The organism is Brevibacillus sp. HD3.3A (assembly GCF_013284375.2).
Taxonomy (GTDB): domain Bacteria; phylum Bacillota; class Bacilli; order Brevibacillales; family Brevibacillaceae; genus Brevibacillus; species Brevibacillus parabrevis.
Genome location: NZ_CP085874.1, coordinates 987,222 through 1,011,952, shown reverse-complemented (window position 1 = coordinate 1,011,952; position 24,731 = coordinate 987,222). Strand labels below are relative to the sequence as shown.

Here is a 24,731-nt window from a genome sequence, read left to right as displayed (position 1 = left end):
AAGACAACGATTCCATGGATACAGCCACTCACTTTGCCATGGGCTTCGGATTGGCCGGGCTCGCCTACCTCGATCCTGTCGTAGCTTCTTCTCCATCGCTTGCAGCCGCCGTGATGATCGGTACGGTCATCGGCTCGCAAGCACCTGATCTGGATGGGTTGGTTCGCCTTCGCGGCACTGCGGCCTACATTCGCAATCATCGAGGCGTTTCCCACTCTGTACCTGCCCTGTTTCTCTGGTCGGGAGCCATTTTTGTTCTCATACAGGCCCTGATGCCGCAAGCCTCCTGGCTCCATTTGCTGGGCTGGATCTTTTTGGCCGTCTGCCTGCACGTTTTTGTCGACTTGTTCAATTCCTATGGCACAAAGGGTTTGTATCCGTTTCGCGATAAGTGGGTTGCCCTGAACGCCATTTTCATTTTTGATCCGTTCATTTTTGCCGCTCATCTCGTCGGCTTCATGCTCTGGGCAGCGGGCGCGCACCCTGGCCGATCCTTTTTGCTGATTTACCTGGTGATTGCGGGCTACTACTATTGGCGCTGCCAGGTGCAAAAGCGGACGACAGAGCAAGTTCGCGCGCGAATCGGCAAGCCGGGCATGTACACGATCATTCCTACCCTGTCCTGGACATTCTGGACTTTTGTTGCCAAAACGGAGCAGCACTGGTATGTAGGCGAGGTGAACTCCGGCGATGTCAGTATTTTGGACACATTTGCCATCAAACCCGAGAGCGAAGTCGTTGCCGCTGCCAAACAAGATTCCAAGGTGCAATCGTTCCTCGCCTTCACCCACCACGTCCACGTGGAAACAAAGGAACAGCCCTTCGGCTATGAAGTCAAATGGATCGACTTGCGCTATCGCTCCCGCTTCCAAGGGAAAAGCCACTACATGTTCGTCGCCGTTGTCCATCTCGATCCTCAACTGAACATCCGCGATTCTTTCGTCGGCTGGATTCACCGCGGGGAAGAGCAGCTTGCCAAGAAACTCGATTCCAAGCGACAGCTGGGATAATCGCCCATCGCACAGCAACTGAATACTGAATCAAAACCGCTCTTGAGAATGGAGCGGTTTTTTTATATCTGAATCTGACCTGCTCGATTAAGCCTAAACTGCACCTTTTTTCCAAGTCAAAAACCGACTACGATCAGGCTACATCGAAAAACAGAACTGTCTGACTGGGGGATTACCAATGATACCTATCCGCTATTCCAAACGCACCATTACTGATCAGGAGCAGATCGCTTCGTTTTTGCACACAGCAAAAGTCGGCCACCTCGGAATGTCCAACGAGCGCGAGCCGTATATCATTCCGCTCAATTTTGTCTGGTGGAACGGCTGTATTTACTTTCACGGCGCAGACTCTGGGCGAAAGATCGAGATGATCAACGAAAACAACCGCGTCTGTTTCAGCGTTTGCGAAGAGCACGGCACGATCGCTTCGCCTGTTCCGGCGCATATTGATACCGCTTATATGAGCGTGTTTTTGTCGGGTACGATCGAGCGCGTGCAGGAGCCGGCTGAAATGCGCGATGCGATGCAAGCGATGATCGACAAATACGTGCCAGGCTACTTTTCCGATCCGCTGCCTTTGCAGCACGTGCTGAAGTATCGCTCGTCCATGGGCAGCGTAACCGCTATTTTTCGCATCACCCCGGATACGCTCACGGCCAAAGGCAATCCAGGCTCGGAAGAAAACCAATTTTATCCGGGTAGAAAAGTAGAAATGGATGTGTAACAAAAACGACACGCCCCTTCCTTGGGAACGTGTCGTTTTCATTCGTCTGTCCGCAACGTATTTAGCGGTTGTACGGGGCAAACATGCCTGTCGAGATGGCGATGCGGTTCCAGCTGTTGATCGTGTTGATCGCCATGATCAGCGACGTGTACTGATTCTCGTCGAAATGCTCTCTTACTTGCTGGTAAAGGGCGTCGGGAACGCCGTCTTTCGTAATCAGCGTCACTGTCTCGGTCAAGGCGAGAGCCGCACGCTCGGCATCCGTATAAACAGCGGACTCGCGCCAAACGCTGAGCAAATAAATGCGTTGCTCTGTCTCGCCGAGTTTGCGCGCGTCTTGCGTATGCATATCCATGCAAAAGGCGCATCCGTTTATTTGCGACGCACGAATTTTGATCAACTCGATCAGCTTTTTGTCGAGGCCGCTTTCGTTCACGAATTTTTCCAGTTGCAGCATGGCTTGGTACGCTTGCGGGTTCGCCTGGCGATAGTTGAATCTTGTTTGCATGTTCATCTTTCCTCTCCACTCGAATGTGATCTTTCAACCTCAAAGACGAGTGGCTTTCCGGTTTTGTGACCGATTGGAAAAATTACTTTTGCAAATGCGCCAATTTGTCCGGGTTGACGACCATGAACAGTCGTTCGATCCGGTCTTCCGCTTGATTCAGGCTGATTTGAAGCGTCATTTTCACTTGGCCTTCGGAAATGACGACGATGCCATCCTGGCCGTTGATGGAGCGAACCTCCATGTGCGAATGATCCGCCCAGCGCGGCCAGACACCTTTCCAGAACGAGGCCACGCGGCGATTGGTGAAAATCGGGCGCAGCGCAGCCCTGGCTTTTCCGCCCCCGTCGCTGACAAGCACGGCATCCTGTGTCAAAAGCTGTACCAATGCACTCGCGTCTGCTTTGGAAATCGCATGCATCAGCTGTTCAATCAGCTTTTTGGCTGGGGCGGGTACTGCTGTGACTTGCAGGCCTGGCTCTTTCAGCCTTTGCTGTGCGCGGCTGTACAGCTTGCGGCAGCTCGCCTCTGTTTTTTCCAGCAGGTCAGCGATCGTTCGGTACTCAAAGTCGAGGGCTGCGCGCAGCACGTAGACGGCCCGCTCCGCCGGAGACAGCCGATCGAGCAAGACAAGCAAGCTGTAGGATACGTGTTCCTGCGCGATCACGGTTCGCAACGGGTCATTCTCGCCGCCGTCGTCAAACAGCGGTTCGGGCAGCCATTCTCCTACGTACTGTTCGCGTTTCCAGCGCGCTGATTTCAACGTGTCCAGGCAACGGTTTGTCACGGCTTTGCACAAATAGCTTTTGACGTGTTGAATATCGTTGATGTCAACGCCCGCAAGCGCAACAAACGTTTCCTGGACAATGTCCTCGGCCTCCGCGACAGAGCCTGTCATCTGGTAGGCGAGGGTAAACAGCAATCCTTTGTATTGGAGATAAACTTCTGCGATCCCCACGCTCATTATTTGGCTTCACCAAACTGCCAAATCGTATGGCTCAGGCTGCCGTAACGAAAACTCATGTGCAGTCGCTTGGCGGTGCGCTCGTCATCTGCTGCTCCCATCACGTAAAGAAGCGGCACAAAATGTTCGCTGCCATAGGCAGGAACCGCTTTTTCCGCGTGCGGCGCAAGCTCGCGATAACGGGCCAAATCGTCCACTTTCCATCCGCTCAAGGACTGATGCAGCCATTCTTCAAACTCCAAGGCCCACTCGAAAGCGCGTCCTTGCGTTTCACGCATGTCGATGTATGAAAAGTTATGAACGGTTCCACCCGAGCCAATAATCAGGACGTCTTTTTCCCGCAGCGGGCTGAGCGCTTTGCCGATCATGTATTGCTGCGCAACAGTCAGATTCGGATTAACGGACAGGGCAACTACCGGGATATCTGCGTCCGGGAAAATATGGCGCAAAACTACCCAATGCCCATGATCCAGACCTCGTGTCGTATTTACCGTGACAGGCACGCCTGCATCACGCAGCAATTGAACCGTCTCATCGGCAATCTGTTGGTCGCCTTTTGCCGGATATTGAATTTCGTACAGTTCTTGCGGAAACCCGCCGAAATCGTGGATGGTCGGGAATGTCTCCATCGTGCCGACCATCTGGTCAAATGCTTCCCAGTGCGCAGAAAACATGACGATAGCGCGCGGACGGCGCGGAAGCAGGCTGGAAATCTGATGCATGGCTTGTGTATAGGAATTGTTTTCGATAGCAAGCAGCGGAGCGCCATGTGCAACGAAAAAGGATGGCATCATGAGAAACACTCTCCTCTATATTTTTTAAATAAGGTTACTTTTAGTAAGTATTATAACTAATATTTGTTCTCATGGCTATCCTTTGCGGAAAATAAGTTTTCTTGCTTACTTGATTCTGCGATTCTGCAGCCGTTCGGGGCAGATGGCTTGAATTGGCTCGTGTTATGGACAGCTTACACTTTTTCTTTGCATGATAAAAGCTTGCTCGGAGTGATGCTTTGTAGTCTGCTTCATCGATACTTTAGGCGTGGCGAGGAAAGTGACGAATCGCTGTAGCTTCTTGGGATACCCCCTGTGGGTTTAGACTGCACGGCTCCGGGGAAAAAGCGAAACCACGTCAAAAGCAGTAGTTCACAGAAGCAGGAGCACGTTGATGCTTAAAACCGTGTTTCGCTTTTTCCTCGCAGCCTCGGTCGGTATCCCAAAGAGCTTTCGCGGATTTCGTCTCTTTCCTCGTCAGCGGCTGGGTGTGGTCGGCGCGAGTTTTAAAGAAAATGCTAAAGGCTGAATACATAAAAGTTGGCTTGGGTAGCGATTTGCAGTTTGCTTCATCGGTACTTCAGGCGTGGCGAGGCTGGTTAAGGGGTGATGGAGGGTTTCAAAAAAAGACATAGAAACAATGATTAAGATTCTTCTTGAAGACGGTTGCTTCATGCCACCAGTTCGGGGAAAGCTTGCTCACTTCCTGCCCTGGATTTCCCGCCCTTGAGCAACCTCCAAAAAACAATATCCGACCAAAGCGTACCGTCGGCCGAGGAAACAGGAGAAACAAGCGAAAGGGCTTTGGGACTCCTTCCGAGGCGAAGGTGAAAAAGGAAAACACGCTTTTAAGCGGCAACGTGCGTCCGCTTCTTCGATCTCGCTGCTTTTGACGCGGTTTTCCTTTTTCGCCGGAGACGGAACCCAAAATAAAAAGCTTGCCGCCCACAATCGAGCAACAAGCTTTTATCATTGCAAAAAACAAGCTTACTTCGCAGCAGCAAACCGCTTGCTTACTTCATCCCAGTTCACTACGTTCCAGAACGCGCCGATGTAGTCAGGGCGTTTGTTTTGGTAACGCAGGTAGTAAGCATGCTCCCATACGTCCAGGCCGAGGATAGGTGTTTTGCCTTCCATGATCGGGCTGTCTTGGTTAGGAGTGGAAGAGATCGCCACTTTGCCGCCTTCAGCAGTCAACCAAGCCCAGCCGGAACCGAAGCGAGTAGTTGCTGCTTTTGCAAATTCAGCTTTGAAGTTGTCGAAGCTGCCGAAAGCCGCGTTGATTGCGTCAGCCAATTCACCAGTTGGTGCGCCGCCGCCGTTCGGGCTCAGGATTTCCCAGAAAAGAGTGTGGTTAGCATGTCCACCGCCATTGTTGCGCACAGCTGTGCGGATGGATTCAGGCAGAGCGTCCAGGTTGCTGATCAGCTCTTCCACGCTTTTTTCTTGCAAGTCTGCATGAGCTTCCAAAGCTGCATTCAGGTTGTTAACGTAAGTAGCATGGTGGCGTCCGTGGTGGATTTCCATGGTTTGCGCGTCGATATGAGGCTCCAGTGCGTCATGTGCATAAGGCAATGCTGGAAGTTGATGTGCCATTATAACATTCCTCCTCAAAAATATGTATGGTTCAAGCTACGAGCTTATTATACTACAAGACAACCACTTTTACAACAAATCAGTATGCAAAGTATATTAATCTATCAGCCATTTTCAGAGATTTCCAGCTTGCATTCAAAAAAGAGAGTGCTAGACTTGTTTTATTGCATACATACTTAGAGAATCAGGTGATCATGAATGGAACTGGACTTATTAACGGTAGTGTTTCTCGCTTTCTTCGGATTCGTCGCAGCCTTCATCGACAGTACAGTTGGCGGCGGCGGATTGATTTCCTTGCCCGCTCTGCTCGGTCTGGGCATGCCTCCCTATCTCGCGCTCGGCACGAACAAGCTCGCCGGCACGATTTCCTCGGCCACCAGCTCATTCACTTTTATCCGCTCGGGAAAATACGACAAGAAGCTGATGCTCATTCTCTTCCCCGTCTCGCTCGTCGGTGCCTTTTTCGGAGCCAAGACGGTGCTGTTCGTTCCCCAGGAAATGTTGAAAGTATTGGTCATCGTCATGATGGCGCTGATTTTCGTCTACACCTTGTTCAATAAACGGTTCGGTCAAGACTCCAACTACAAAGGGATGACCAAGTTTACGCTTGGGCTAGGCATTCCTTTTACTTTTTTGATCGGTTTCTACGACGGCTTCTTCGGCCCGGGAACGGGTTCTTTTTTCGTGTTTTTGATGGTACTTCTGTTCGGTTATGACTTCGTAATCGCAGCAGGCAACGGCCGGATCTTGAATTTGGCCAGCAACCTCTCCGCGCTGTTTGTTTTCCTAGTAGAAGGCAAGGTCATTTTCCTGACAGGTCTGGTCATGGGGATTGCGATGCTGCTCGGTGCCAGCATCGGTGCGAAAGTCGCCATCAAAACCGGCGTTCGCTACGTCCGCCCGCTGTTTTTGATCGTCTCGATCACCTTGATTACGAAAATGATTTACGAGCTGATTTTTACCCCCTAACAACAAAGACGACCAGCCGGATGATCGCACAGGTGATCCGACTGGTCTTTTTTACGAAGCGCCAAAATAAAAAGCCTGGCCAAAGCCAAGCTCCCCCTACTCGTCTTTTCCTTTTCGTTGCTTCATGCGCAATATGATGCCGTCGATGAGAAGACCTATGCCCGCTCCATAAAAAGGGGCTGCGAATCGGGTCCCTTCCCCCATAGGCAGATCTTTCAAATACACGATCAATACACCCACAATAAAACCGATCATCGTGTAGCGTAGACGGGTCGGTCCCATAACGACACCCCCTTCGCACTACTTCCCGAATTTATTTGGCATTTTCATATTTTTCATCGTGCGGCTCATTTGCTTCAGCTGTTTTTGGTTGAGATTCATTCCCATAGAACGGGCCATGGCTTGCAGCTGTTTGTCGTCCATCTGCATGTTGGACATCTGTTTTTTCAAATAATAAGTGCCTCCGGCAAAACCGCCCACGAGGCCGAGTAACAATGTAACGATCGGGATTACCCAGTTGTACCAAGCCATCAATACATTACCATCCTCTATGCGTAATTAAGAACTCTTTCATTGTACCATAGATGGGCTTTCTGTACATTGCAACGCGCGAAAATGATGAGACTGCCCCAAGCCATGTCGGCCTTTCCAAGCATATTCTAAGAACAAGAGGTGATGCATAAATGGCTCCTATCCTGATTGTGGACGCCGGGCACGGGGGAGTCGATCCTGGCGGCGGAAACAATGCGCAGTTTCTTGAAAAGAATATGACCTTGCAAATTTCCTTGTACCAGTTCAACCGCTTCAAGGAACTGAACATTCCGGTCGCGATGACGCGGACCAGCGATACTACGCTTTCAAGCGATGCACGGACTGCCCTGGTGCGAAACAGCGGCGCCCGTTACTGCATCTCCAACCATATCAATGCAGGGGGCGGCAGAGGCTCTGAAGTCATTTACTCGATTTATGGGTCAGCCGTATTTCCCCGCATGATCCAGGAAGAGCTTGAAGCAGAGGGAATGCCGAACCGCCGGATTTTCACCCGTACGCTCCCCAACAACCCGAACCGCGACTACTACTACATGCACAGGGAAACAGGAAGCGTGGAGACGGTCATTATTGAGTACGGCTTTGCAGACAATCCACTGGACGCAGATACGCTCGCCAAGGACTGGAAAAAACTCGCCGAGGGGGTTGTCCGCGCTTTTTGCGAATATGCCAAACTGCCTTACCGCCCTCCAGTAGCTCCTACTCCTACACCTACTCCCGCGCCAACACCGACACCGACGCCCACACCTGCGCCTACTCCCACCCCGACGCCTGCGCCTACCGCTTCCCCCAATCCCGGAGATGGAGGTGGAGGAACAGTGCCCGACTGGAAACAGGAAGGGATCGACTGGATGTTTGACCAAGGCTTGTTGACCAACGAAGACTGGCGCAATCAAGCTGACAAGCCTTTGCCGCTTTGGGCCGAGGCCATCATATTGAAGCGCCTGTATGAGCAATTGAAAAAATAAGATTTGGAGGTAGTGCCCCGTGGGCTTCGATCTCGGTTTAATCATCGCCTTTGCCCTGGCCGGAACCGCTACCTTGTCCGATGTGCTTCGCATCCCGAAAAAGCTGCGCAGTTGGGTAGCCGTTGTCTTGATTGTCGGGCTGTACATGGCCAATCAATGGCTGTACTATCCCGGATTTGACTGGAAAACAGCGCTAATGGAAGGCGTAACAGCGGGCTTGGCCAGTGTAGGCATTCACTCTTCCGCCAAAAACACGATCGAGCAAGTAAGCAACAGCAAAAACAAGAAAACCGATTCTCAATCTGCCGTATAACGCGTCAGCGGCGTATCCGACAGACCTGAATAATTTTTTCTCGCCGGCACACTCAATACATCGTCCTCCGGGAAGCGATAGGCGGTCAGCATTCCGCCGAAAACGCAGCCCTGGTCGATATTGATTGTGCCGTTTTTGCGTTTCGGCTCCGGGTGCGGATCGTGTCCCCAGACGATCGTCGGACTTGAGACTCTGCGTTCTTTTGCCCACTCTCTGCGAATAGGGCGGCCATCCGGACCAGTCCCGGCCACATCGCCGTATCGACAAAACGTATGCACCGCAGGAGATTCCATGCCAATATAGTCATCCCTGATCCCGGCGTGAACAGCTACAGCAGCCAGCTTGTCATGACGGCGGATCATCATGTGCGACGGCGAGGAAAAAAGCAGCCGCCGACTTTGCTCCCGCAGCAAAGAAGCTTTTTTCGGCCCAAATTCATGCTGATAAAGCTTCAGCTCCTCTTCCACTTTTTCGTCGCCGTGCGCCAAGGTCACCGGCCTGCCATCCAGCCAGCGGGCGATCTTCCAGCCGTGATTGCTGTCTACCATCTCTGCCAGCCCAGCCGTGACGTGGAGGTGGAAAAATTGCAACATCCTGATCGAATGCGGTCCGCGGCTTGTTATATCTCCGAGGGAAAGGAGCTTTCGGCCCTTTGGATGTCGGTAGGCACCGTCTTTGCTTTGCTCGTACCCGAGCCGCTGGATCAGCTCCATAAACTCGTCGTAACAGCCGTGAACGTCTCCGATGATATCCACGCCGTTGTCGGCCGAAAGCACCTTGGAGCGTGTCTGAGGTTTATGCCTCATAGCGCGTTCCCTCCTTTCCCAATCTGTTACTTACTATCTTTACCATAACGGCAAAAAAAACTCAAAAAAGCCCCTCATCATGAGGAGCTTTTTTACGGCAAAATCAACCGAGATCGTGCGTATGAACGTAAATCGCCGCCTGCGTCCGGTCCTCTACATTCAACTTGGCAAGAATGTTGCTGACGTGCGTTTTGACCGTTTTGATGCCGATAATCAGCTCATCGGCGATTTCCTGATTCGACTTGCCCTGACCGATCAGCTTCAGCACTTCCAGCTCACGCGGTGTCAACTGTTCGTGCGGATGCGATTCCTGGCCGTGCCGGAAACGGGCCATGATTTTCCCTGCCACTCGCGACTCCAGTACAGGTTCTCCGGCCGCTGCCGAACGGATGGCCTTCGCGATCTCCGCCGCCCGCGAAGTTTTCAGCAAGTAGCTGAAAGCCCCCGCTTCAATAACCGGATATACCTTCTCGTCATCAATGAAGCTGGTGAGAACGATGACCTTGCTGGCCGGACATGCTTCGCGAATGCGTCTGGTCGCTTCCACGCCACCAATGCCTTCCATGACCAAATCCATGAGGACAACATCCGGCCGCAGCTCGACAGCCATCCGCACACCTTCTTCACCACTGCCCGCTTCTGCCACAACCTCGATATCATCCTCTGTTGACAGGTAAGCCGCCAGTCCCATCCGTACCATCTCATGATCATCTACCAGTAATACGCGAATCACAGCATTTTCACCCTTCCCGTTCCGGCTGTAGCATCAGGGGAATCCGCACCTCTATTTGCGTTCCCTTGCCGACCGCTGAATAAATCTCCATCGAGCCTCCTACTTCTGCCACGCGCTCCTGCATACTGCGCAGTCCGTATGACGTCATCTTTTCCCCATCCGGGTCAAAGCCGACACCATCATCTGTCACCCGCAATCGCACCTGCTCCTGCAAAGTGAACAGCTTGACCGCGATCAGGCTGGCCTTGGCGTGTCGCAGCGTATTGGACAAAGACTCTTGCAAAATGCGAAACAAGTGGTCTTCGATGCCGCTTGGCAGCCCTTCGACGTCTTCAATCTCCCACGTCAGTTCCATTGTATTTTTACGAGTCAGCTCTTCTAAAAGTTCCATCATCGCTTCTTTCAGCGATTTGTTTTGCAGCGTGGCCGGGCGCAGATGCAACAGTAACGCCCTCATCTCAGCCTGAGCCGCTGCTGCCATCTCCTCGACCAGCTCGATTTGCTGGGCTGCCCGTTGCGGATTTTTCTCCACCAGCCGCTTCATCGCCGCTGTCGTCATCGCGATGGCAAACAACTGCTGACTGACTGCATCATGCAGTTCCCTTGCCAAACGCTGGCGCTCCTCTGTCACGGCTGCCTGTTTGACTTGCTCCGCCAAAGCAGCGTTATGGTTGGAAAGTCGCTGCAAAGACGCGACCTGCTCCTCCCACTGCGAAGCCAGGCGGTTCAGCTGCCACCCCAGTTCGCCGACCTCGTCGACGCCCAGATCGGGCACACGGTATGACAGCATTCCCCGTCCCAGCTTCATGGCTGCTTCCCACAGCACGCCAAGCCGTTTTTTCAACAAATTCCCGAAGATATAGGAAATAATCAGGGCAACCAGCACACCGACAGGAAGCGATATGACAAAAGCGACTAGCTGGACCAACCCGTCAGGCTGTGTGGGCAAGGCCAAGCCCAAGTAATCCTGCATCCACAAGACGACTCTCGGGTCACTGATCAGCCTGCTGTATGCGCGATGAACCTCCGGCATGTCTTTCCAGGAAAAATAGAGCCAAAAAAAGCAAACAAACGAAACCGTAACTGCACTTGCGGCGAGCAGGACGCCGTAGCGCACATATTGCCACTGAATACTCGCTAATCGCTGTCGACGCATCCGCCAGTACCTCCTAGATGTACTTGACTTTTATATCGCCGACAAGCAGCGAGATATGCAAATTCACTTTTTGAGCCGCCTCCTCGTATTGCTCGGAACGAATCATCACACTCCGGTTGATCCCTCCCTGGCGGTGGCTCAATACTTCCAGGTCGCCCAGACTCAGCTCGGCGTTCACAGAAACCGGAAGATCGACAGGGACATAAACGGTGACATCCCCTACCCATCCTTCCACAATAAGAGCGGCCTCGTCCTGCATCAAAACCGCGCGGGACAGATCAATCACCACATCCCCGATCCCGTGCCATACATGCAAGGTGCTCAACTCAAAACGCCCGGAAGTCAGATGATAATCGCCAATCAACGAACTGCGAGAATCTTTGGGCAAAATTCGTTCACGCCCAGTTTCCTCTTCCTTCTCAAGCAGCTTGCTGCGGGAAGGCTTCCACTTGCTCAAGCTGTCCAGCCATTGTGCAGCGTCATGCCGAATGCCGTTGTGTGTATGAACAGGCTGATCCTCGCTAGTCATAGCCGGACCAGAAGGCTCTTCCCGTTGTTCCGGAAACGGGGGAAAAGAAGCTCGGTTCCCGCCCCCTCTCGTTTTGCCGCGAATCAATCGGAAGCCAAAATAAATCAACAGGATGGGAACTGCCAGTTGGAACAAGTCATCCACACCGATACCGAACCACATGTCCAGAGCAATAATGATTCCCAAACTGAACAGAATGCCGCCGCCAATCCGTTTGTTCTGACCCCAGAGGCGAACGCCGAAGTAGACGAGCACCATCGGCCACAGATCAAACAGACCGAACGAAATGATATGCAAACTGTCTAATAAAAGGCCGATGCCTGTCAAAATGATCAGGACGCCAGCCAACATTGTGTGCAAGCGGGACAGTTTCACAAAAGTCTCCTCTCTTACGCCCCATGCCGATCTTTTTCACTTTGTCTGTTTCGACACGTATAAATGAATGCAGGTGGGATATTCAGCAAGGTGAAGTCTGTCTCTACCCAAGGAAAACGCGCCTGCAGCTCAGCCTGGAGTTGTAGCGAATATTGGAATGTAATGAACAGGCCGCCTGGTTTTAATACGTTTTGTACTTCATCCAGAATGGCTGCTCGCAACTCTTGTGGGAAATTGGCAAACGGCAGGCCGGAAATGATGACATCTGCCTTGCCAAGCTCCATCTCCTGCAAATATTGTCCGAGTCTCGTCGCTTCCTCCCTGACAGGAAGATCAGGAAAGCGTGATTGAAGGATGGATCGAAACTGGCTGTCACGCTCCACAAGCACATAGTCGGTATCCGGATTGATATTTTGATAAATGGTTTGGGTAAAAGCTCCTGTGCCAGGTCCCAGCTCCAGAATAACATCCGTTGAAGCCCAATTGACGCTGCTCAACATTCGCTCACATAAAAACCGCGAACTCGGGATCACGCTGCCGACACGCCCAGGCTCAGCGATGAACCTTCGCAAAAAGACCATGAAGTCTGCCAAGAATCGTACCTCCTAGGGGAAAAGCAGCCTGCTATACAGGCTGCCTGATTGACACACTCTATTCTACAACCAATCCCCCAGTTCCTGTCCAATCAAGATTGTTCCGGCTGGGCGGACACTGGTTTTTTCTGTTGAAGCGATGCCTTGATGTTTGCCAGTTCTGTATCCAGATCGTCTTTTTCCAACTCAGAAAGCGCGTTCTCCCAAGCGAGGTTTGTCTGGCGCCATTGACCGCTCATTTGCGCTTCGGCTTCCATGCGCAGCACTTTTTCCTCCATGCGAGCAAAGCCGCGGCCTGCGGACTGATTTCCGATTCCCACTACGGCATGATTCACTTGCTTTTGTGTACGAGCTACCTGTGCCCGAGCCATCAGCGTGAATTTTTTCGCACGCATTTTATAGAACTCTTCCTTCAGCTCAGCCAGCTTCTCGCGCATTTGCGTAGCTGCCTCGGATGCTGCCAAGTACAGTGTCTCATACTCTGCTGCACGCGCCTCGTATTGCTTTTTGTCTGCAAGTGCACGGCGAGCAAGTTCATCTTCCCCTTCTGTCAGAGCGAGCTTCACTTGACGATCGCGTTTGTCGATCAGTGTGTTCGCTTCATCCAGTTGTTGGCGGAATTTCTTTTCCAGTGCTACCTGACGGGCGACAGCCACTTCGACTTGTCCGATTTCCACTTCCATATCTCGCATGTATTGATTCAGCATCACTACCGGATCTTCCATGGAATCCAAAGCGTCATTCACCGAAGCTACTGTCAGGTCACGCAAACGTTTAAAAATACTCATGTTTATTTCCTCCTCATCATATCACATCGTGTTATTTCATCCAAAAGCTCTCGCGACTTGAGCAACTCTATGGCTGGCGACGGGTCACATCTTTTTCCCAGGCGTCCAGCGCGTCTTCTTTCAATACTTTTTGGGCCCACTGACGCTCCCAGGCAGGTGGCGCTTCTTTGGGGACATGACTGGGGCGCAGTAAGCGATACCCCAGATAAATCACACCAATGGCCAGTAAGCCGTGGAACAGCAGATGGAGCTTGCCAATCAGCATCAGGAACCCGAAGAGGAAGATCACGATTCCCCAGAAACGCGAACCGGATTGTCCCATAATCTTTCGAGCGCCGTACAGCATGATGACCCCGGGAATCAAAATCCCGATCAGGTCACCGAAGTCGATTCCGATTTGATCCAGCAGAACCAACCCGCCGATTAGCAAGAGAACCAGCCCGAGCAAAACCTTTCCAGACCGTTCACTCATTGCTCGCTTACCTCCTATTCTCTTGTGCATGTGGTGCTTGCTAACTTATGCCCTTATTGTAGCCCCCCGGATAGGCTTTCCATAACGGGCGTGCGGTTGGTTTTTCCCTCCGTCCTTGGACGGAGAGCACTTCCTGCCATAATCGGACGAGCCTGTTTTCGCCCCATTCCAACCGCTCTTGCAATGTCGAAACAAAACGTTACACCTTTAGACAGGATTTTGTGACAAAAATATGAACAAGCAGTCAAAAAAAAGGAAAAATCGGACAAGCAGCGAATCTTCGTAGAGTGCGTGTAAAAAAACATCGAAAAATAGCCGAATTCCGCATGTCGGAAACGGGGGAACCAGTTTTTTGGGGTGAATAGTTGCGTTAGGCAACTTAGGGCGTCCTTTCGACCGAACCCTTCAGCTAACTTCGTAGGCTCACGAAAGGAGCAGTTTCTTTTGCGCAAGGTGGTACTATCTTTATTTATGGCTGGATTGCTTGCTATGGGAGCGGGCGCTGCACATGCGGCGGAGAACACGACACTCGAAGAGGTTGTCGATGATCTGTACGGCGTTCCTTACAAATCTTCAGGCACATCCAAAAAAGGCTTTGACTGCTCCGGTTTCACACGCTACGTATTTGACGCGTTAGGTGTAGACCTGCCGCACAATTCTGCCTCTCAATATGAGTACGGTACAGAAGTTGCACGGAAAGACTTGCAACCAGGAGATCTTGTGTTCTTTAATACAAACGGACGAAGCATCTCTCACGTGGGCATCTACATCGGGGACGGCACATTCGTGCATTCGGAATCCGGCCGCGGAGTCGTCAACACCAAGTTGAACGACCCGTACTACTGGAGCAAGCGTTTTGTTGGTGCCAAGCGCATCAGCTCGCCTGTTCTGGAAGCAAAGGCGGACACTCCGAAAAAGGAAAACGCGGTGCAAGCTGCATCGTTGCCGGAAAATCAACCAAAAAAGAAGTAGTTCGGCAAAAACATAAGAGCCAGGGACAATCGTCTCTGGCTTTTTCTGACGAAATTTAGTACCAGGTCTAAATAGGTGCCCTTACTTATAAGGAAATAAGCATGAATGAAGGGATACTTGTTCCTATTCTGTGAAAGCATGTTATGATAGACAAGGCTGATTCTTTTTTTGCCATGACACTTGTCCACTTATTAATAGAAGTAACTGGGGGTAATTCCGGTGAAAGATCACATTTTAATCGTTGACGACAATCAGGAGATTATTGAACTGCTTGAAGATATTTTGGAAAACGAAGGCTTTCAGGTCTCCTCTGCGGAAAATGGCGAGGATGCACTTGCCCTGCTCAGCCAGGGAGAGCGGCCTAATCTCATTCTGCTCGATATCATGATGCCTAACATGAGCGGCTACGAGCTGTGCTCGCAAATCCGTCGCGAATGGGACTTGCCTATTTTGTTTCTCAGCGCCAAAAGCAAGGCCGTAGACAAAGTAGTCGGTTTTGAAATCGGGGCCGATGATTACATTACGAAGCCGTTTGACACGGAAGAACTGCTCGCCCGCATACGCGCCCATCTGCGCCGCTACGAGCGCATCCGCAAGCATACCGAGGAGCAGCCGGAAAAAGACGCCTCCGGTTCCCCGATCACGGTTTTGAAGTTCAAGGATTTGGAAATCCATAAAGAAACGTATTCCGTCTACGTCAACAACCAAAAGATCGAGTTGTCCACGAAAGAGTTTCAACTGCTGACTTTTCTCGCTGAAAATGCGGGTATCGTCTTCACGCGGGAACAAATTTACGACCGCGTCTGGGGCTATGGCTACGGCTCGCTCAATACGGTGACGGTACACATCAAAAACTTGCGCGAGAAGCTGGAAACAGAGCGGCAATTCATCAAAACTCAGTGGGGGACGGGCTACGTATTCATCGGGGAGAAGCTTTAGATGAGCCTCCGCAAAAAACTGTTTCTTTCTTTTATCGCGTTGATTACGCTCAACATCCTGCTGTTCAAGTTCGTTTTTCAGGACATCATCATCGACCAGTTGAAAAACGACCGTCACAACCAGTACCAGTCAGAAAAGGATGCGGCAGAAAAGGTCCGGGTCAACCAACTGCTGCGCTCCAGCAACTTCAAGGACCCGATCGAGCGCCAGGAGCTGGAGAAGCAGTTGCCAGAAGACGTCATGTACCGGATGGTCGTGAAGGACGCGAGCGGCAACACGATTTACCACAGGCCGTCAAAAGCCTACTCCTTGAAGCTGTCCCTCCCTTCCACCACGAAAAGCGACCTGAAAGTCGTGGCAGAATACCATTTTCAGCAAGAGCCTCCCCGTGAAGGCGAGATTGTCATCTATTTCTACACGGACGATTACGACATTATGGGCACAACCGGAGTCTCGATGATGCTCTGGTTTATTTACGGAAGCCTCGTGCTGGTCGGCTTGCTGTTGCTCACTCTGTTCGTCCGCTGGATTTTGCGTCCGGTTAGCGAACTGGCCCGTGTCACGCAGGAAATTCGCGAAGGCAAGCGGCTGGTGACGTTTACGTATCGCTCCCATGACGAGTTCGGACAGCTGTTTCGCTACTTTGGCGACATGGTCGATGAGCTGCGTTTTTCCGAAGAACGGCAATCGGAGATGATCGCTTCGATCGCCCACGATTTCCGCACGCCGCTGACTACGATCAAAGGGTACGCCTCCTATATCGGCTCTGGCCGCGTCACGGATTTGATGCGCATCCAGAAGCAAATGGGCAAGATCGAAGTGAAGACGAGCGATCTGGAAAAGCTGCTGGACGAGCTGCAAGACTTTACCGTTCAAAGCACAGAGGTGCGGCTCAACATTAGCCGCATTCACGTAAAAGGCTTTTTGAAGGGAATTATCGAGGACTACCTGGCGCGGGTGAAAGAAGCCGGATTGACTTTTCACTGGAAACTGCGCGTCTCCAATGAGCTGCACATCGAGGCCGATGAAACCAAGCTGCGCCGCGTCATGGAAAACTTGATCAACAATGCGATTCACTACAACAAACCGAATGGCTCGATTTTGATTACATGCGATCAGCGAGAAGGTCACGTGCTGTTCTCCGTAATCGACAAAGGCGAAGGAATTGCTGCCGAAGATTTGCCGAAAGTCTTCAACAAGTTTTACCGCGCGGAGAAATCCCGCAACCGCAACAACGGCGGCACAGGGCTCGGACTGACGATCTGCCAGAGCATCGTGCGCCGCCATGGCGGAGAACTCACGGTAAACAGCGAACAGGGAATAGGAAGCAGCTTCTCCTTCACCATTCCCTTTTTCCACGGATAGTTTATTTAGATTTATTGTCAGTTAATTTATTCTTTATATTTCTCTGTTAAAGTATTTCTTGTAAGCATGTTGCTTTCAGTGATAAATAACCCCCAGTTCGGTATCTGACACATCACGGCGAAACCGTAGTGAAAAGATGCCTCTTTTTTTTTGCCTTAATCCCGTTTTTCCAGGCGCATGGGCAGTCCGTTTTTCGGACGCAGCGTAACCAGCGGCTCTGGCTCCACTACCTGTCCAGGCTCGGCAAGCCGCAAGCGATATCGCTGCGCAATCGTCGCAAGCAACAATGCCGCTTCCATCAGGGCGAAGTTGTTTCCGATACAAACCCTTGGCCCGCCCCCAAACGGAAAGTAGGCATACGCAGGGTTGCGTTTCAGCAAGTCGCTGGCGAACCGCTCCGGGATAAACTCATCCGGCTTGTCGTAATACCGTTCCAGACGGTGCATGACAAACTGGCTCATCATCAGCGTCTCCCCCGGCTGATAGGTGTGTTCCCCGATCTTCACTTCTTCGACAACTTCCCGATTGATCGTCCAGGCGGCTGGATACAGTCTCAATGTTTCCGAAACGATAAGGCTCGTATAGGTCAGTTTGGGCAAATCCTCCACCGTAGGCAGTCTGCCTTCCAGCACGGTTGCCAGTTCTTCATGCAGCTTCTGCTCGACGTGCGGATGCGTAGCGAGCAAATAAAACACCCACGACATCGTGTTGGCAGTCGTCTCGTGACCTGCCACGAAAATCGTCATGACCTCGTCTCTTACTTGCTCGTCCGTCATGCCTTGACCGTCGTCCTCGTCTCTCGCAGCGAGCAGCATTCCCAACAAATCGTCTTGCTGAGCTTCCGGATTTTTTCGCCTTGATTCGATCAAAGAATAGATCGCTTCGTCAAGCGTCTCATTCGATTCCAAAAATTGTCGATTGCTTCTTGTCGGAACCGACAGCGGAATGTCGATAAAGGAAGCGGCTTTATTCGCCACATATTTCAGTCCGACGTCGATAGCATGGCCAATTTTGTCAGCGCCCTCCTTGATGCTTTTGCCAAACATCGTCTCCGTAATGATCGCCAACGTTACTTTCATCATGTCGTTGTGAATGTCGCGGACTTCTCCCATCTTCCAATCGTCCATCAGCTCGACCGCATGTCTCACCATCACCTGACCGTATCCGGCGATGCGCTCCCGATGAAAAGCCGGCTGCATCAGGCGTCTTTGCCGCAAATGCTTTTTGCCTTCACTGGTCAAAATCCCGTCGCCCACTACAGCTTTGGCGATCTGCAAGCCTTTGCCCTTCTTGAAGTGATCTTGCTTGGTAACGAGCACTTCTTTGATCTGATCGGGATTGGTCAGCAAGTAAACATGGCGCTTCGGACCAAAGCGAAAATGAACGACCTCGCCATGCTCGGCGACTGCTTCACGGATAAACTGGAGCGGGTTTTTGCGAAAAGCGAGCAAGTTCCCGGAAATCGGCAAACCTCTTGGTCCTGTGATTGTCACACCCATCTGAATCCCCCTCATGTGCTTTGGCTAGGTTATGGATAGTATCCGGCACGAAAAGGAGTTTATGCGAAAAAAAGCCACCCGAAGCAATCAGGTGGCAAATCAGGTATAGCTATTAGCGTGTAACAGGCTGCTCCGTACGCAGCAGACGAAAAGCGATCAGCCGCTCCCTCACCTTGATCCCGATCACGGCGGCGAGTACAGCTTTGATCACGCCTACAACCAAAAACGGCGTAGCGCCGAACGCAACCGCTTTGTCCCAAGGGATATCCAGAACGAATTTGAGCTGGACGGTTCCAAAAGCGAGTGTCACGAACATGCCGATGACGTTGGCAATAACGGCGCTTTTCAGAGTGAAGCCCATCTTTTCCAAATACCAGCCCGTCACAAAAGCAGTCGCGATGAATCCGAAAATGTATCCGCCAGTCTTGCCGACCAATACTTGCACGCCACCGCTCGCTTCCGTAAAGACAGGCAGGCCGACTGCTCCGAGCAGTACGTAAATCAAAAGCGCAAGTGTGCCGTAGCGGCTGCCCAGAATCGTCGCCGTCAAACCGACAGCCAGCGTCTGTGCCGTGATCGGAATGAGCGGCAAAGGAATCGTCACCTGCGACAGCACCGCTGTGACAGCAGCAAAAATGGCGGACAACAGGAGCCATCTCAAACGTTCGTTTCTCATGCGTAGTATCCTCCAATGTTAACTAAAAATATAATAAGGTTAACAAAATGATAATACGCACGAAGAAAAATGTAAATCCCCTATGTTTGATCGACATGTCGTTGCAGACCCGCAAGCGATTGAATCGTGTGCTCGATCAGCTCGCGCAGGTCGTCAATGTTGCCTTCGTCGATCTTGCGGTGAAAATCCAGGGTGATGTGGTTCGTTACTACCGTTGGCGGCCATTCGATCCGATGCTCCGGCAGTTTGGCGGACAGTGTTTGCGTAATGTAGGGGCGCTGACCCCAGATTTCATTGAGCAGCGTGGTGATTTTGTTCGCTTCGCTCGGAATGTCGTCCGGATTTGGCAGCTGCAAATGAAAATGAATGCAGATCGTGCAGCCGACATGCTCCACGAGCGGCTGTTCCAGCTGTTCCGAGGCGATGTCGCCGAGACTCGTGCGCAACTGCATTTGCGCCCGCACGGCTTTTTCGCCTGCCGCCTGTTCGGCCAGCTTGAACTCAATCTGGAACAGCCGCTGGAAAGTAGCCATATCCATGACATCTGATCGTCCGGTAATGGTGATCGCTCCGTCAAAATCGCGGTCGTACACCGCTCCTTCCAGTACCACCCGGATGTTGTCAAAGATGAGTGGATGAAACACGAAGCATCCTCCTTTCCTTTTCCTGACTTGATTGATATATCCTCGAACAGCTCTTCGTATCTAGCATGCCTGCTTTCTTGCGCTTTTGCAAGCGAGAGACGACTTCCCCATAGCGAAAAGCAACCCGGGAATGTTACCATGGAAAGGAACCAACGTCAGAGGTGACCCACATGTTTCTCATTGGAATTTTAGTCGTCGTTGCGATTTTCGGTGAACTCTTTCACAGATTAAACCCTTGGAAAAAGCCCGAGCCGGCCTATGACGAGCTGGTCGCCCAAATCAAAACAACTGATTGGTACAGAGAGCTTGCCAGCGACGAGGCTTGCCGCCGTGTGCTGGAGAACGATCCGCACGTCCAAGCCTATTATGCCAGCACTTACGAAGCCCAGCGCCTTTTGACACAGGAGGGCTTTCAACTGGGCCTGATCGACTACGTCAAGGAACAGGCCGCCAGCACCTCGCCCAAATCGCACTGAACGGCAAAGCGCCGCTGCCAGGAGAGCAGCGGTTTTTTTGTATGTAATTTTATCGAAACGTTGGGAGTGGAGTGGCAGGCAGGAAAAAACCATTGCCTGAGCAGTCCTGCCTGTCCTTTACTTGCCTTTGATTAAGAGGAATTTAATGACAATCGAGACAAAAAGCTTTCTTGAAAAGAAAAAGGTATACCTCCCTGGCTGCCGCCTCGTGGTATACCTGTTCTATCCTGTATTCATCTGCTTACCGTTTTTGGTGGTAGTGCTTGTAAGCATCGAAGGATGCCTCTTCTTGGCAAGTGAAGCACTCGTTTGCGTACGATTCAGCCTGTTCGTTGATGGTTTGGCCGCAAGCAGCGCAGCATTTTGCCTCGAGATTTCGGTAAAAAGAAGTGATTGGCGTCATAATTTTTAACCCCCCGTGTGTTGTTATCTGTATTGTATTACAACAGCACCTGTTTTATAAAAGTTTGTTATAATACATTATGACGCTTTATCTTCATCTCTCGCGCAAATGCTCCCGCTTGCTTCATTTTTCGCTGTATTCATACATTTTTGCAAATTCAGCTTCTGTTGTAACACAATCGCCTTAGATCAACAGGTTGAACAAATACGGATCGTTGGTAATCTCCACATAGCGGATGCCGTGTTGTTTCATCCGGCTGATCAGAGGCTGGTAGTCCTCCTGGCACTTCATTTCAATCCCGACGAGCGCCGGGCCGTTATCCTTGTTGTTCTTCTTCGTGTACTCAAAGCGCGTGATGTCATCGTGCGGGCCGAGCACCTTTTCCATAAACTCGCGCAAAGCTCCGGCGCGCTGCGGGAAATTAATGACGAAATAATGCTTCAGCCCCTCATGCAGCAAAGAACGCTCTTTGATCTCCTGCATCCGGTCGATGTCGTTGTTTCCTCCGCTAATGATACAGACCACATTTTTCCCCCTGATTTGGTCCCGGTAGTAATCAAGGGCGGCAATCGACAAGGCACCGGCAGGCTCTACCACGATCGCACTGCTGTTATACAACTCCAAAATCGTCGTGCATACTTTGCCCTCCGGCACCAGCACAACATCATTCAACACATCGCGGCAAATGCTCATAGTCAGTTGTCCCACCTGCTTGACTGCGGCTCCATCCACGAACTTGTCGATTTCATCGAGCGTCACGACGTCATCTCGCTCCAACGCCGCTTTCATCGACGCCGCTCCCGCAGGCTCCACTCCGATGATTTGCGTATTCGGGCTGATTCCTTTTACATATGTGCCTACCCCGGCAGCCAGACCACCGCCACCGATGCTCATGAACACAAAATCCGCAGGCTCTTCCAAATCGTTCATGATCTCCAGCCCCACTGTTCCTTGTCCAGCCACTACCAGCGGATCGTCAAACGGATGGACAAACGTCCGGTCTTCCTGAATGCAATATTTCATCGCTTCTGCGAACGAGTCGTCAAATGTATCCCCGATCAGCACAACCTCCACGTAGGAGCCGCCGAACCGTTTGACCTGGGACACTTTTTGCCGCGGCGTTGTCGTCGGCATAAAAATCGTGCCGAGGATTTGCAGATGCTGGCAAGAGTAGGCTACCCCTTGCGCGTGGTTGCCCGCACTCGCGCATACAACGCCGCGCTCCCGCTCCTGCAAAGACAAGCTCCGCATAAAATGATAGGCTCCGCGAATTTTAAAAGAACGGACGACCTGCAAATCCTCCCGCTTCAAATACACGTTGCAGCCATAGCGCTCAGACAGGACATTATTTTTTTGCAGCGGCGTCTTCTCGACAACATCTTTTAACCCGTGGTTGGCAACCACAATCTCTTCCACTCTCACTATAGACATATCTCTCTTGCTCCTCCCAAACGTTGGTTGTCTCTTTTTTCACTTGCCCAGTCAAAAGAAAAGCCTTCACCTCGCCAGCGTCGCTTAAATGCGCACGGCTGGCTGAGGCGAAGGCATCGCGGTACCACTCAGCTTCTCTGTCTTCCTCACGAAAAACAGACTTAATAGAAGTTCCACGATGGGAACCCCCGTCCGGGTAACGGAGACGAATCCGTTGTCCTCTACTTGCAGCTTTTTGCGACTGCGTTCTAGGGCACTGCTCCAAGGTGATTTTCAAAACAGGCTGGGCGTCCGTTCTTTCAGCACGGGGAACGGCTCTCTGCACGCTGCTCTCTGCTCCTACTCTTCCTTTTCTACGCAACTGATAACAAACTATTCAAATTATTAGTTACAAATTATAATGCGAGTCTGTTTTCTTGTCAAACAAAACCGATATTCCATTCAGTCTGGTTGCATGCAAAAAGAAGGAGAAAGCCCGCTTGCGAGTGGCTCTCTCCTTCTTTTTGGTGCGTCGCAAATTTATACCGCTTCGTAAATCGCTTCGTAGCGCTTGCCGATTTCTTCATCAGTCAAGCCAGCTTCACGCAGGCGTCCAATCAGTGCATTTGCCCAGATTTCTGTGCGTTGCGCCATTTTTGCGTATTTTTTCGCTTCCTTCACTTTGCGCTTGGAGCGATCTTCACCGTTCGATTTGAGATTGTCCAAGATAAACAGCATGCGCATGCTATCTTCCTCGTTCAACTCTTTCCAGTTGTCGTTCAAAAACGCGACTACTTGTTTGTAGTACCCGTCAAACTCATCAAAGGAAATCTCGGTATCCATGTTGAGATACTCTTTCATTTTGTCGAATAGCTCTTGCATCTAGCGTCACAACTCCCTCAGTATTCTCCGCCCCATTATAACAAAAACAAGCCTGCACAGGAAGTTGCCATTATTTGTGAACATATCGGCAGATCCGATCTGCGCCCTCCCCATGCAACAAGTCCGGGAATGGACTATAATGAGGAGATACTGAAATGCTCTGAGGAGAACAAAATGACTACATCGAAAAAGGAACAAGAAACAAGCATACGCGTCGGTCAGCAAATGACGCTCACCATAAAAAGCCTGGGGATCAACGGCGAAGGAATCGGTTATTTCAAACGAAAGATCGTATTCGTAGAAGGAGCGCTCCCAGGAGAGGTCGTGCACGCAGAAGTGACGGAAGCGCGGGAAAAATTCGCGACAGCCCGGCTGCTTCGCGTGGTGGAAAAATCAAAAGATCGCGCCACTCCTCCCTGTCCGGTGTACAAGGAATGCGGCGGATGCAGCTTGCAGCATCTGGACTACGCGGCACAGCTTGCAAGCAAGCAGGAAATCGTCATCGAGTCGCTGCGCAAGTACGCCCGCCTGCCTGAGCCGCCTGTCGCCCCGACTATCGGGATGGACAATCCGTGGTCGTACCGCAACAAGGCACAATTCCAGGTCGGCAAGCAAAACGGGAAGCTCATCGCCGGACTGTACCAGACAGGCAGCCACAAGCTCGTCGATCTGGAAGGCTGTCAGGTGCAACATGAGGCGACGACGAAGATCGTGCAAGTCGCTAAAAAAATCATCGAAGAGCTGGGCATCCCTGTGTACGACGAAAGAAAGCGGACAGGCGTCATCCGCACGCTCGTGGCGAGGGTCGCTTTTGCCACAGGCGAGACGCAGTTGACGCTCGTAACGGCCACAAAAGAAATTCCCCGCGTCAAAGAGCTGCTCCTGGAGCTGCGCACCCGCCTGCCCGAGCTGGTCAGCATCGCGCAAAACGTGAACGCGCAAAAAACATCGCTTGTCTTCGGCGACCAGACGCTCTCCCTGTGGGGCAGACCTTCTATCGCGGAAAAGCTCGGGGAACTGTCGTTTGATTTGTCCGCCCGCGCCTTTTTCCAACTGAATCCGGAGCAGACGCAAAAGCTGTACGATCAGGTCAAAAAGGCGGCTGCCTTGACGGGCAAGGAACTGGTGCTCGATCTGTACTGCGGCACCGGAACGATCGGCCTCTGGCTCGCCCCGCACGCGCGCGAGGTGCGCGGCATCGAGCTGATCCCGGAAGCCGTAGAAGACGCCAACCGCAACGCCGTGCGCAACCAGGCCACAAACGCAAGCTTCCACGTAGGCCGCGCCGAGGTGCTCATGCCGAAATGGGCCAAGCAAGGCACGCGCCCGGACGTCGTCGTAGTCGACCCGCCCCGTACCGGGCTGGATGACGCGCTGATCCGCTCTTTGCTGGACGTGCGGCCGAAGAAGATCGTGTACGTGTCCTGCAACCCATCGACGCTGGCGAAGGACATTGCGAAGCTGATGCAGCGGTATGAGTTGAAAAGCGTGCAGCCGGTGGATATGTTTCCGCATACGGCGCATGTGGAGTGCTGTGTGTCGCTCGTGAAAAAGCATTGATTCGAAAGCCACATTTACCTAAAAACAGAGCACGTTTCTGAATGTTGACAAATCATTCTTGTTCTTTCTCTCTGTATTCTTT

30 protein-coding genes and 1 riboswitch are annotated in these 24,731 nt (G+C 51.7%); of the genes, 11 read left to right on the top strand and 19 right to left on the bottom strand.

Going from position 1 to position 24,731, the window contains the following annotated elements; all coding sequences use genetic code 11:
• Window positions 1-14 precede the first annotated feature (14 nt).
• Window positions 15-1,010, top strand: a complete 996-nt coding sequence (locus HP435_RS05175; protein WP_122966147.1) for a metal-dependent hydrolase — start codon at window positions 15-17, stop codon at window positions 1,008-1,010.
• Between the two features lie 178 nt (window positions 1,011-1,188).
• The gene (locus HP435_RS05170) at window positions 1,189-1,734 is read left to right on the top strand and encodes a pyridoxamine 5'-phosphate oxidase family protein (protein WP_173597080.1); all 546 of its coding nucleotides are present in this window, start codon (window positions 1,189-1,191) and stop codon (window positions 1,732-1,734) included.
• A gap of 61 nt (window positions 1,735-1,795) precedes the next feature.
• Here HP435_RS05170 and HP435_RS05165 read toward each other — a convergent pair whose 3' ends face one another.
• From HP435_RS05165 to HP435_RS05155, 3 genes are all read right to left on the bottom strand, one after another.
• Window positions 1,796-2,242 (bottom strand): carboxymuconolactone decarboxylase family protein, encoded by a 447-nt coding sequence (locus HP435_RS05165; RefSeq protein ID WP_173598721.1) that lies wholly within the window; start codon window positions 2,240-2,242, stop codon window positions 1,796-1,798.
• Window positions 2,243-2,324: 82 nt separating this feature from the next.
• Window positions 2,325-3,203: an RNA polymerase sigma-70 factor gene (locus tag HP435_RS05160; protein WP_173598641.1), complete on the bottom strand. Its 879-nt coding sequence runs from the start codon at window positions 3,201-3,203 to the stop codon at window positions 2,325-2,327.
• A complete protein-coding gene (locus HP435_RS05155; RefSeq protein ID WP_122966151.1) occupies window positions 3,203-3,997 on the bottom strand; it encodes a dioxygenase family protein in 795 nt (264 codons plus the stop codon). Before HP435_RS05155 ends, HP435_RS05160 begins: the two co-directional genes overlap by 1 nt.
• 373 nt (window positions 3,998-4,370) lie before the next feature.
• On the opposite strand from HP435_RS05155, the gene HP435_RS29045 reads away from it, so the two are divergent.
• Window positions 4,371-4,505, top strand: coding sequence for a hypothetical protein (locus HP435_RS29045; protein WP_255679204.1), 135 nt, complete (start codon window positions 4,371-4,373; stop codon window positions 4,503-4,505).
• A gap of 458 nt (window positions 4,506-4,963) precedes the next feature.
• Here HP435_RS29045 and HP435_RS05150 read toward each other — a convergent pair whose 3' ends face one another.
• On the bottom strand, window positions 4,964-5,572 hold the full coding sequence (locus HP435_RS05150) for a superoxide dismutase (protein ID WP_063228762.1): 609 nt from the start codon (window positions 5,570-5,572) through the stop codon (window positions 4,964-4,966).
• 198 nt (window positions 5,573-5,770) lie between these two features.
• Between HP435_RS05150 and HP435_RS05145 the strand changes: the two genes are divergently transcribed.
• On the top strand, window positions 5,771-6,541 hold the full coding sequence (locus HP435_RS05145; RefSeq protein WP_122966153.1) for a TSUP family transporter: 771 nt from the start codon (window positions 5,771-5,773) through the stop codon (window positions 6,539-6,541).
• Between the two features lie 96 nt (window positions 6,542-6,637).
• Here HP435_RS05145 and HP435_RS05140 read toward each other — a convergent pair whose 3' ends face one another.
• Together HP435_RS05140 and HP435_RS05135 are read right to left on the bottom strand one after the other, a co-directional pair.
• A complete protein-coding gene (locus HP435_RS05140; protein WP_122966154.1) occupies window positions 6,638-6,823 on the bottom strand; it encodes a hypothetical protein in 186 nt (61 codons plus the stop codon).
• Window positions 6,824-6,841: 18 nt separating this feature from the next.
• On the bottom strand, window positions 6,842-7,072 hold the full coding sequence (locus HP435_RS05135; RefSeq protein WP_063228765.1) for a YneF family protein: 231 nt from the start codon (window positions 7,070-7,072) through the stop codon (window positions 6,842-6,844).
• 152 nt (window positions 7,073-7,224) lie between these two features.
• Here HP435_RS05135 and HP435_RS05130 point away from each other — a divergent pair, with 152 nt between their 5' ends.
• A complete protein-coding gene (locus HP435_RS05130) occupies window positions 7,225-8,058 on the top strand; it encodes an N-acetylmuramoyl-L-alanine amidase family protein (RefSeq protein ID WP_173598642.1) in 834 nt (277 codons plus the stop codon).
• A gap of 19 nt (window positions 8,059-8,077) precedes the next feature.
• On the top strand, window positions 8,078-8,371 hold the full coding sequence (locus HP435_RS05125) for a hypothetical protein (RefSeq protein WP_173598643.1): 294 nt from the start codon (window positions 8,078-8,080) through the stop codon (window positions 8,369-8,371).
• Here HP435_RS05125 and HP435_RS05120 read toward each other — a convergent pair.
• The 7 genes from HP435_RS05120 to HP435_RS05090 form a co-directional block, all read right to left on the bottom strand.
• Window positions 8,356-9,177, bottom strand: a complete 822-nt coding sequence (locus HP435_RS05120; protein WP_122966157.1) for a bis(5'-nucleosyl)-tetraphosphatase PrpE — start codon at window positions 9,175-9,177, stop codon at window positions 8,356-8,358. The genes HP435_RS05125 and HP435_RS05120 overlap by 16 nt on opposite strands.
• Before the next feature lie 103 nt (window positions 9,178-9,280).
• On the bottom strand, window positions 9,281-9,910 hold the full coding sequence (locus HP435_RS05115; RefSeq protein ID WP_063228769.1) for a response regulator: 630 nt from the start codon (window positions 9,908-9,910) through the stop codon (window positions 9,281-9,283).
• A gap of 7 nt (window positions 9,911-9,917) precedes the next feature.
• Window positions 9,918-11,066 (bottom strand): HAMP domain-containing sensor histidine kinase, encoded by a 1,149-nt coding sequence (locus tag HP435_RS05110; RefSeq protein WP_122966158.1) that lies wholly within the window; start codon window positions 11,064-11,066, stop codon window positions 9,918-9,920.
• Window positions 11,067-11,079: 13 nt separating this feature from the next.
• Window positions 11,080-11,970 carry a cell wall-active antibiotics response protein LiaF gene (gene liaF / locus HP435_RS05105; RefSeq protein WP_122966159.1) on the bottom strand — a complete coding sequence of 297 codons (891 nt, stop codon included), beginning with the start codon at window positions 11,968-11,970 and terminating at the stop codon, window positions 11,080-11,082.
• 14 nt (window positions 11,971-11,984) lie between these two features.
• Window positions 11,985-12,563, bottom strand: coding sequence for a class I SAM-dependent methyltransferase (locus tag HP435_RS05100; protein ID WP_173597081.1), 579 nt, complete (start codon window positions 12,561-12,563; stop codon window positions 11,985-11,987).
• 92 nt (window positions 12,564-12,655) lie between these two features.
• Window positions 12,656-13,351, bottom strand: coding sequence for a PspA/IM30 family protein (locus HP435_RS05095; protein ID WP_063228773.1), 696 nt, complete (start codon window positions 13,349-13,351; stop codon window positions 12,656-12,658).
• Between the two features lie 67 nt (window positions 13,352-13,418).
• Window positions 13,419-13,823 (bottom strand): LiaF transmembrane domain-containing protein, encoded by a 405-nt coding sequence (locus tag HP435_RS05090; RefSeq protein ID WP_173597082.1) that lies wholly within the window; start codon window positions 13,821-13,823, stop codon window positions 13,419-13,421.
• 303 nt (window positions 13,824-14,126) lie between these two features.
• A riboswitch (cyclic di-AMP (ydaO/yuaA leader) is annotated at window positions 14,127-14,260 on the top strand.
• Window positions 14,261-14,267: 7 nt separating this feature from the next.
• On the opposite strand from HP435_RS05090, the gene HP435_RS05085 reads away from it, so the two are divergent.
• The 3 genes from HP435_RS05085 (at window position 14,268) to HP435_RS05075 (ending at window position 17,099) form a co-directional block, all read left to right on the top strand.
• Window positions 14,268-14,795 carry a C40 family peptidase gene (locus HP435_RS05085; RefSeq protein WP_122966162.1) on the top strand — a complete coding sequence of 176 codons (528 nt, stop codon included), beginning with the start codon at window positions 14,268-14,270 and terminating at the stop codon, window positions 14,793-14,795.
• A gap of 219 nt (window positions 14,796-15,014) precedes the next feature.
• A complete protein-coding gene (locus HP435_RS05080) occupies window positions 15,015-15,734 on the top strand; it encodes a response regulator transcription factor (protein ID WP_173597083.1) in 720 nt (239 codons plus the stop codon).
• On the top strand, window positions 15,735-17,099 hold the full coding sequence (locus HP435_RS05075; protein WP_173597084.1) for a sensor histidine kinase: 1,365 nt from the start codon (window positions 15,735-15,737) through the stop codon (window positions 17,097-17,099). It begins immediately after the preceding gene.
• Between the two features lie 155 nt (window positions 17,100-17,254).
• On the opposite strand, the gene HP435_RS05070 is transcribed toward HP435_RS05075, so the two are convergent.
• The 3 genes from HP435_RS05070 to HP435_RS05060 all read right to left on the bottom strand — a co-directional run bounded on the left by HP435_RS05070 (window position 17,255) and on the right by HP435_RS05060 (window position 19,918).
• Window positions 17,255-18,598 carry a cytochrome P450 gene (locus HP435_RS05070; protein ID WP_122966165.1) on the bottom strand — a complete coding sequence of 448 codons (1,344 nt, stop codon included), beginning with the start codon at window positions 18,596-18,598 and terminating at the stop codon, window positions 17,255-17,257.
• 112 nt (window positions 18,599-18,710) lie between these two features.
• Window positions 18,711-19,274 (bottom strand): biotin transporter BioY, encoded by a 564-nt coding sequence (locus HP435_RS05065; protein ID WP_122966166.1) that lies wholly within the window; start codon window positions 19,272-19,274, stop codon window positions 18,711-18,713.
• Between the two features lie 80 nt (window positions 19,275-19,354).
• Window positions 19,355-19,918 carry a hypothetical protein gene (locus HP435_RS05060; protein ID WP_173597085.1) on the bottom strand — a complete coding sequence of 188 codons (564 nt, stop codon included), beginning with the start codon at window positions 19,916-19,918 and terminating at the stop codon, window positions 19,355-19,357.
• A 170-nt stretch (window positions 19,919-20,088) separates the two neighbouring features.
• Here HP435_RS05060 and HP435_RS05055 point away from each other — a divergent pair, with 170 nt between their 5' ends.
• Window positions 20,089-20,394: a hypothetical protein gene (locus HP435_RS05055; RefSeq protein WP_173597086.1), complete on the top strand. Its 306-nt coding sequence runs from the start codon at window positions 20,089-20,091 to the stop codon at window positions 20,392-20,394.
• A 241-nt stretch (window positions 20,395-20,635) separates the two neighbouring features.
• Here HP435_RS05055 and yhfH read toward each other — a convergent pair whose 3' ends face one another.
• From yhfH to HP435_RS05040, 3 genes are all read right to left on the bottom strand, one after another.
• Window positions 20,636-20,797 (bottom strand): protein YhfH, encoded by a 162-nt coding sequence (yhfH, locus tag HP435_RS05050; protein WP_083955695.1) that lies wholly within the window; start codon window positions 20,795-20,797, stop codon window positions 20,636-20,638.
• Window positions 20,798-20,980: 183 nt separating this feature from the next.
• Window positions 20,981-22,228 (bottom strand): threonine ammonia-lyase IlvA, encoded by a 1,248-nt coding sequence (gene ilvA, locus HP435_RS05045; protein ID WP_122966169.1) that lies wholly within the window; start codon window positions 22,226-22,228, stop codon window positions 20,981-20,983.
• A gap of 519 nt (window positions 22,229-22,747) precedes the next feature.
• Window positions 22,748-23,089 (bottom strand): hypothetical protein, encoded by a 342-nt coding sequence (locus tag HP435_RS05040; protein ID WP_063228784.1) that lies wholly within the window; start codon window positions 23,087-23,089, stop codon window positions 22,748-22,750.
• 174 nt (window positions 23,090-23,263) lie between these two features.
• Here HP435_RS05040 and rlmD point away from each other — a divergent pair, with 174 nt between their 5' ends.
• A complete protein-coding gene (gene rlmD / locus HP435_RS05035) occupies window positions 23,264-24,649 on the top strand; it encodes a 23S rRNA (uracil(1939)-C(5))-methyltransferase RlmD (protein WP_173598644.1) in 1,386 nt (461 codons plus the stop codon).
• The last annotated feature ends 82 nt before the right edge of the window (window positions 24,650-24,731 follow it).

Coding starts and splice junctions, on each gene's coding strand:
- HP435_RS29045 (WP_255679204.1), top strand. CDS start 4,371: ATGCTTAAAACCGTGTTTCGCTTTTTCCTCGCAGCCTCGGTCGGTATC.
- HP435_RS05095 (WP_063228773.1), bottom strand. CDS start 13,351: ATGAGTATTTTTAAACGTTTGCGTGACCTGACAGTAGCTTCGGTGAAT.
- ilvA (WP_122966169.1), bottom strand. CDS start 22,228: ATGTCTATAGTGAGAGTGGAAGAGATTGTGGTTGCCAACCACGGGTTA.
- HP435_RS05120 (WP_122966157.1), bottom strand. CDS start 9,177: ATGAGGCATAAACCTCAGACACGCTCCAAGGTGCTTTCGGCCGACAAC.
- yhfH (WP_083955695.1), bottom strand. CDS start 20,797: ATGACGCCAATCACTTCTTTTTACCGAAATCTCGAGGCAAAATGCTGC.
- HP435_RS05070 (WP_122966165.1), bottom strand. CDS start 18,598: ATGGGTGTGACAATCACAGGACCAAGAGGTTTGCCGATTTCCGGGAAC.
- rlmD (WP_173598644.1), top strand. CDS start 23,264: ATGACTACATCGAAAAAGGAACAAGAAACAAGCATACGCGTCGGTCAG.
- HP435_RS05160 (WP_173598641.1), bottom strand. CDS start 3,203: ATGAGCGTGGGGATCGCAGAAGTTTATCTCCAATACAAAGGATTGCTG.
- HP435_RS05155 (WP_122966151.1), bottom strand. CDS start 3,997: ATGATGCCATCCTTTTTCGTTGCACATGGCGCTCCGCTGCTTGCTATC.
- HP435_RS05110 (WP_122966158.1), bottom strand. CDS start 11,066: ATGCGTCGACAGCGATTAGCGAGTATTCAGTGGCAATATGTGCGCTAC.
- HP435_RS05040 (WP_063228784.1), bottom strand. CDS start 23,089: ATGCAAGAGCTATTCGACAAAATGAAAGAGTATCTCAACATGGATACC.
- HP435_RS05140 (WP_122966154.1), bottom strand. CDS start 6,823: ATGGGACCGACCCGTCTACGCTACACGATGATCGGTTTTATTGTGGGT.
- HP435_RS05175 (WP_122966147.1), top strand. CDS start 15: ATGGATACAGCCACTCACTTTGCCATGGGCTTCGGATTGGCCGGGCTC.
- HP435_RS05090 (WP_173597082.1), bottom strand. CDS start 13,823: ATGAGTGAACGGTCTGGAAAGGTTTTGCTCGGGCTGGTTCTCTTGCTA.
- HP435_RS05135 (WP_063228765.1), bottom strand. CDS start 7,072: ATGGCTTGGTACAACTGGGTAATCCCGATCGTTACATTGTTACTCGGC.
- HP435_RS05075 (WP_173597084.1), top strand. CDS start 15,735: ATGAGCCTCCGCAAAAAACTGTTTCTTTCTTTTATCGCGTTGATTACG.
- HP435_RS05165 (WP_173598721.1), bottom strand. CDS start 2,242: ATGCAAACAAGATTCAACTATCGCCAGGCGAACCCGCAAGCGTACCAA.
- HP435_RS05145 (WP_122966153.1), top strand. CDS start 5,771: ATGGAACTGGACTTATTAACGGTAGTGTTTCTCGCTTTCTTCGGATTC.
- HP435_RS05065 (WP_122966166.1), bottom strand. CDS start 19,274: ATGAGAAACGAACGTTTGAGATGGCTCCTGTTGTCCGCCATTTTTGCT.
- HP435_RS05170 (WP_173597080.1), top strand. CDS start 1,189: ATGATACCTATCCGCTATTCCAAACGCACCATTACTGATCAGGAGCAG.
- HP435_RS05055 (WP_173597086.1), top strand. CDS start 20,089: ATGTTTCTCATTGGAATTTTAGTCGTCGTTGCGATTTTCGGTGAACTC.
- HP435_RS05130 (WP_173598642.1), top strand. CDS start 7,225: ATGGCTCCTATCCTGATTGTGGACGCCGGGCACGGGGGAGTCGATCCT.
- HP435_RS05150 (WP_063228762.1), bottom strand. CDS start 5,572: ATGGCACATCAACTTCCAGCATTGCCTTATGCACATGACGCACTGGAG.